At 54.9% G+C, this 5,916-nt stretch carries 7 protein-coding genes; 1 reads left to right on the plus strand and 6 read right to left on the minus strand.

All coding sequences use genetic code 11. The features are described 5' to 3' along the window. Positions 1-156: 156 nt before the first annotated feature. The 5 genes from hemN to Q1J43_RS00325 are packed head-to-tail and all read right to left on the minus strand — an operon-like array spanning position 157 to position 4,042. The gene (gene hemN, locus Q1J43_RS00305) at positions 157-1,554 is read right to left on the minus strand and encodes an oxygen-independent coproporphyrinogen III oxidase (protein ID WP_301100285.1); all 1,398 of its coding nucleotides are present in this window, start codon (positions 1,552-1,554) and stop codon (positions 157-159) included. Positions 1,555-1,610: 56 nt separating this feature from the next. Beyond that, on the minus strand, positions 1,611-1,994 hold the full coding sequence (locus tag Q1J43_RS00310; protein ID WP_366141809.1) for a SirB2 family protein: 384 nt from the start codon (positions 1,992-1,994) through the stop codon (positions 1,611-1,613). Then, a complete protein-coding gene (locus tag Q1J43_RS00315; RefSeq protein ID WP_301100286.1) occupies positions 1,994-3,298 on the minus strand; it encodes a hypothetical protein in 1,305 nt (434 codons plus the stop codon). Before Q1J43_RS00315 ends, Q1J43_RS00310 begins: the two co-directional genes overlap by 1 nt. Positions 3,299-3,350: 52 nt before the next feature. Beyond that, positions 3,351-3,587: a DUF2249 domain-containing protein gene (locus Q1J43_RS00320; RefSeq protein WP_301100287.1), complete on the minus strand. Its 237-nt coding sequence runs from the start codon at positions 3,585-3,587 to the stop codon at positions 3,351-3,353. Beyond that, on the minus strand, positions 3,584-4,042 hold the full coding sequence (locus Q1J43_RS00325) for a hemerythrin domain-containing protein (protein WP_301100288.1): 459 nt from the start codon (positions 4,040-4,042) through the stop codon (positions 3,584-3,586). The genes Q1J43_RS00320 and Q1J43_RS00325 overlap by 4 nt, the downstream gene beginning before the upstream one ends. A gap of 186 nt (positions 4,043-4,228) precedes the next feature. Between Q1J43_RS00325 and Q1J43_RS00330 the strand changes: the two genes are divergently transcribed. After that, complete coding sequence (locus Q1J43_RS00330) at positions 4,229-4,672, plus strand: universal stress protein (RefSeq protein ID WP_301100289.1); 444 nt, start codon at positions 4,229-4,231, stop codon at positions 4,670-4,672. Positions 4,673-4,706: 34 nt separating this feature from the next. Here the strand turns inward: Q1J43_RS00330 and clpX are convergent, their stop codons facing one another. Continuing rightward, positions 4,707-5,714 carry an ATP-dependent Clp protease ATP-binding subunit ClpX gene (gene clpX, locus Q1J43_RS00335; protein ID WP_301100290.1) on the minus strand — a complete coding sequence of 336 codons (1,008 nt, stop codon included), beginning with the start codon at positions 5,712-5,714 and terminating at the stop codon, positions 4,707-4,709. Positions 5,715-5,916 lie beyond the last annotated feature (202 nt).

A 5,916-nucleotide genomic window follows, 5' to 3' on the forward strand; every position in this document is an offset into this window, starting at 1 on the left:
TCCATGAGTCACCCCAAAAAGACAGAAAACTACACAATTCCAAACGCTGTGAACAGCCCCTCTGTAACTCATTGAGCGTAAACGATTATTTCTGTGGGTCGACGACAATGGCATTCGCATTTTGATGCAATTGCCCTGCCACCATCGCTCGCTGCCTCAAATCACCTTCGAATAGCGCTTGCTCTCCCGGTCGGCGCGCAGAAACTTGTCGAACACCATCGAGATCGCCCGCACCAACATGCGGCCCGGCGGCAGTACGGCAATCCGCCCTTCTTCAATACGCAGCAGACCACCCTCCACCATTTCGCGCAGCGCCTCAAGTTCAGGCGCAAAGTAAGTCCTGAATTCAATCTGGTGCGCGGCCTCAACCGCGGCCATCGAAAGCTCGAAGTGGCACATCAGGGACTGAATGATTGACCGCCGCAATATGTCGTCCGCATCGAGCGCCAATCCGCGATAGATAGGCAGCACGCCCCCGTCGAGGCGATCGTAGTATTCATCAAGCGTTTTGACGTTCTGGTAGTAGCTCGGCCCGACCTTGCTGATCGACGAAATGCCGAAGGACATCATGTCGCAATCCGAGTGCGTCGAATAACCCTGGAAATTGCGGTGCAGACGCCCTTCCCGCTGGGCAATGGCCAGTTCGTCGTCGGGCTTGGCAAAGTGATCCATGCCGATAAAGACGTAGCCGGCTTCGGTGAGCTTGCCAATAGCCATCGAGAGAATCTGCAGGCGCGAATCGGCGGTCGGCATGTCAGATTCGAGAATCCGCCGCTGCGGCTTGAACAGGCTGGGTAGGTGCGCATAATTGTAGATCGACAGACGGTCCGGGTTGGCCGCGATGACGCGATCCAGGGTGCGCTCGAATCCGCTGACTGTCTGTTTCGGCAGTCCGTAGATCAGGTCAATGCTGATCGACCCGAAGCCACTGGCGCGCGCGGCATCAATCACGGCAAAGGTTTCGGCCTCGCTCTGGATGCGGTTGACTGCCTGCTGAACACTTTCGTCGAAGTCCTGGACGCCAACACTCATGCGGTTGAAACCCAGTTCACCCAGCAACTCGACGGTGGCGCGGTTGACCTTACGCGGATCGACTTCAATCGAATATTCACCATCCTCAACCAGGCGGAAGTGCCTGCGCGTTGCCGCCATCAACTGGCGCATCTCGTCGTGCGAAAGAAAGGTTGGGGTGCCGCCGCCCCAGTGCAGTTGTGCGACTTCGTTGTCACCGTCGGTCAGATAGCTGCTTTGCAGAGCCAGTTCCTTGGCCAGGTACTTCAGATATTTGGCCGAGCGCCCGTGATCCTTGGTGATGATCTTGTTGCAGGCGCAGTAGTAGCAGATGGTATTGCAGAACGGGATGTGGAAATACAGCGAAAGTTGCTGGCGGTTAGTGACAGTCGTGCGCTTCTCCAGCCAGGGCCGGCAGGAGTCGGCGGTGAAGGTTTCAACAAAACGGTCGGCTGTTGGATACGAGGTATAGCGTGGGCCGTTGACGTCGAAGCGATTGATGATTTGAGAGTCAAACACAAGCTGGTCAGAAAAAGAAGTCATGTGGTCAAAGCATCCGGGGAGGGACTGGTGATGGGGTCAGTGTAAACCAAGTCTATCTAGGAGAACGGCCCGAGCGGGCTGCGCGCAATTGCCACTGAAACAATGTAGATAAAAGCCAACAGGGCGGCGACAAAAAAACCTGCGCGTAAACCGCGCGCCCTGCCCCGCCGGAACGCCATCAGGCCGCACAGAATATAGATCAGCAGTGCGATCAGTTTTGCTGTCAGCCAGTCCTGTGCAAAGGGATACTGGCTGCTAATCACGGCCAGCGCGACGGCACTACCCAGCAGTGCTGTGTCGACAACATGCGGAATGACGCGAACCCAGGGTCGATTGAGCAGTGGCGAAGCGAAAAATATCAACAGTCCGCGCAGGAAAAACCCTGATCCGCTAAGCGCAACGCAACTGACGTGCAGGATTTTCAGCGCCTGGTAAATCATCACTGAGCCGGATTGCCGATCATCTGCTCTATTTTCAGCAGGTGGTTGCGATGGACAGACAGCGCGGACAACAGATTACGCATCAGCCAGCCATTGGCGACCATGAGTGCTATTCCTGCTGGATAAACAAACACCGCCGGCCAAAATACAGCCAGCAGCAGCAAGGTGCAGGAGCCAAGGTGGGCCAGCATCTGGTGATCCATATCCCGTTCGGAGATTATTTTCTTCATGTTGGGTGCCGGCATGCGTCCCCGCCCCTGGTTCTGCAGGTGGAGCCAGAGCAAAAAGGGAACAATTTTGTAAAGCATGCCGATAATGACCGACATGAATCCCCCGAACAGCACGAGTATGCCGCACAACAGTGGCCAAGCTGGCCATTCGCCAACGTTGGTAACCGTCCTGGCCAGCAGCCACACAGCGCTGGCGGCCAAGGCGCTGATCATGGCGCCCCGCCAGTAATATTGCGTCGCATCGAAGCGGGCGCGTTTACTGCGCCGCTGGATGTGCAGTGTGACTCCGGCAAAAAGTGCGGCATGAGCTACCAGCGCAGTGCCTAGCAAATCCGACGGGACTTCCCATGTGCATAATTCGGCAAGTGTCCACAGCGCGGCTACGGCAAGCGTCGAAAATGAAAACCTACGGCTGAACCAGTCTGGATAGGCAGGCGTGAGTTGAAACATGGGAACAACCACATGGCCGACTGCGGCAAGCAAAACCGTACCCCAGGCCACGAATCCCCAACTCAGATGAATATTGGACAGTTGCATCAGTGGAAAATCAAGCGACCAGCCCAGCGATCCGGCCAGCAACACGCCAAGGACAACCGTTACACTCAAGCCGACAAGCGCATATTTGAGCCCTTGGATTGTTGGGCTCGTCGACGCCAAGCCACTCAGTGCCTGTGCTGCGCATCCGACAAAAATGGCCAAGCCTGCACCCAGAAAGACTACCGAGAGCTTGAACAATAGCGGTAAAAAACTCAGGAAAGCGGCAACAAGAAGCAGCGCACCCAGTGTTATTGCGGCATGAACGATACGAGCCACCCGCATCGGTCTGCCCATGTTGGCACCGGCGACAACAGGCATAATCTGAACCAGAGCGCCGAGCATGGCCTGCAACATGAATCCGGCAGCAATCAGATGAGTCAGCGCAAGCGCAGCAGGCGTCCAGCGCGAGGCAAAAAGTTCTGGCCCACTCCACAACAGGAAAAAACCGGCGAGGATGGCAAAGAGAGGGGCCGTAAGGAAGAAGCGGAACGGCGCGTCAAGGGGCGGCGACTGATCAAATGAAAGAAGAGCCTGCATCTTCAGTCATGCCCTGCCGCAACACTGGGACAAGAAATTTGTGCCAAAGCTGTTATGACTGCTTGTGCCACATCAATACTTCAACCGTCCCCTCCGCGGTTCGCTCGGTCTGCCAGGAATATCCGTTAAGTTCCAATGCCCGATAAAGCGGGATTGGCTCACGCCCAAGCAGCAACAGAACCTTTTGCCCCGGCTTGATCGTGTCCAGAGCCTCCATGGTCTGCACGAAAGGCTCTGGTGGTTCCATGTCACGCCCATCGATCACCCTGTCGGCTCTGGCTTGCGTCATTGCATCTCCTCTCGTGCTTCGATAGCGCCTTCGAGTTGCGGCAACAGTTTTTCAAGTTGATACGCCAGATGCTGGTCGCACATCGGATAGAGGATATTCTCCTCCTTCATGTTGTGCTGTTGCATCATGATCAACATCGTTTCGGCATTCCCCGAATAGTCGTCAGCATCCCGTGCGTTCAAAGCGGCTTCAGACGCCGAGAGCAGATCACGCATCTGGCCATGTTCGCCGCGCATTACCTGTGTTGGCCCCATGCTCATACCGGTATATGCCTCGAAAGCCGGAAACAGGATGGACTCTTCGGCTGCAAGATGCCGCAGCATGGCATCGCGAAACTGGACGAACGCTGCCTTGGCGTCAGCCCACGCAACGGCGGCGACTGAGCGCTCGACAGCGACAAAATAGTCATCGCACTGCCGATGGTCAGCGGCCATCACATCACGAACACTTTCCATGACACACCTCTTCGAATCACGATGGCAAATAGTCCGGCAACTGCATAAGCGACGTATTGACGAAGATCAAAACGAAAGAAAACAGGGTATTCTTGCATCCGGCGAGACGACTCATATCTGACTGTCCGCAGGGCGCATTACCGTCTATAGTGAAGGCACTAAGCATAACAGCGAGAAGGAGTCATCATGTTCAAGCACATACTTGTTCCCACCGATGGTTCTCAACTGTCACAGGATACGGTCCGCCGCGCGGTATCCTTTGCCAGAGAGGCTGGAGCGCGCATTACTGCCTTTTACGCCAAGCCGGAATATCCGGTGACCTATTACGGTGAGGGTGCCCTGATTGATTCAACAACACCGGAACAGTTTTCCGATCTCGCCGAACAGCAGGCGCAGCAGAATCTTGGCTTTGTGGAAACTCTTTGCCATGAAGCGGGCGTGCATTGTAACAAGCTGACCTCGAGCAGCGATATACCCTATGAAGCAATCATCGAAGCTGCGACCCAAAGCGACTGCGACCTGATTTTCATGGCCTCACATGGTCGACGGGGATTCAGCGGGTTACTGCTTGGTAGCGAAACCAACAAAGTGCTCACCCACTCGAAGATTCCGGTGCTGGTCTATCGCTGAAATTCCGGAAACCCGCGTACGGCACAGTAGGCTGTTACGCTTGGCTCCGCCTGAGCAAACGGGGTTCGTCAAACAGCGAGCTGATTTCGACCCGATGAATATCCGGGTTGTCCGGGACAACGTAGAGAACCGGCGTCATCAATTCCTCGAATATTCCACGCAGACTGCGCGCACCGGTTTTGTATTCGATGGCGATTTCAGAAATCTGCTCAAACACTCTTGGGCTGATACTCAGTTCAACCCCTTCGGCTTTGAATATTTCGATGAATTGCCTGTAGATCGAATTCTTCGGCACGCTCATGATTCGGACCAGCATGTCCTTGCTAAGGTTCTGAAAGTTGGCGATGATCGGCAGGCGACCGGTGAATTCAGGGATCAAACCGTATTCAAAAAGATCGGTTGGTTTCACGCGCTTGTTGAGCCTGTCCAGGATGTTCTGATTGTCGTCTCCTGAAGTCGAGATAAAACCGAAGCCGTGGGTCTTGGACATGATGTTCTCCAGTCCGACAAATGCACCGCCACAGATGAACAAAATGTTGGTCGTATCAAGGTACTGATTGCTCTTTAGTTTGACTGGCGCACCTTCCATGATCTTCAGCAAGGCGTGCTGAACGCTCTCGCCGGAAATTACCCGCGCTTCGACTTTGCTGGCCTTCAGTTTGTCAATTTCGTCGATGAAAACGATGCCGAGTTGCGCCTTTTCGATCACTCCGTCAGCCTTGTCGACAAGCCGTTGCAAAACCGCCTCGATCTCTTCGTTAACATACTTGGTCTGCGCCAGCGAGGTCGCATCCGCAGTAACGAAGGGAACCGCCAGCATTCTTGACAGCGTCTCGCAAAGAAGAGTTTTCCCTGTCCCGGACGAGCCGATCAGCAGAACGTTGCTCTTGGCGATGGCACCGCTGTTCTCCGTAAAGGTAGAAATCTTCCGGTAGTGCGAATAGACAGCGACCGCCAGCACCTTCTTTGCCTCGTCCTGCCCAATCACGTACTGGTCGAGATAATTAACGATCGAACTTGGTGTGGTTTCTTTGGCCAGCAAGATCATCCCCTCCATCGAAAAATACGCGCCCTACATCGCCTCACGATACGGCACCATCCCTGCCTTACACAAAGCACGAAGCCCGGCTTCGCGGATGCGAAGTCGGGCTAGTGTTTAAATGGGTAGCCTGGCGGTGACCTACTTTCGCACACGTAGTATGCACTATCATCGGCGCGACTTTGTTTCACGGTCCTGTTCGAGA

This window comes from Propionivibrio sp. (genome assembly GCF_029255185.1).
In the GTDB taxonomy this organism is placed as follows: domain Bacteria; phylum Pseudomonadota; class Gammaproteobacteria; order Burkholderiales; family Rhodocyclaceae; genus Propionivibrio.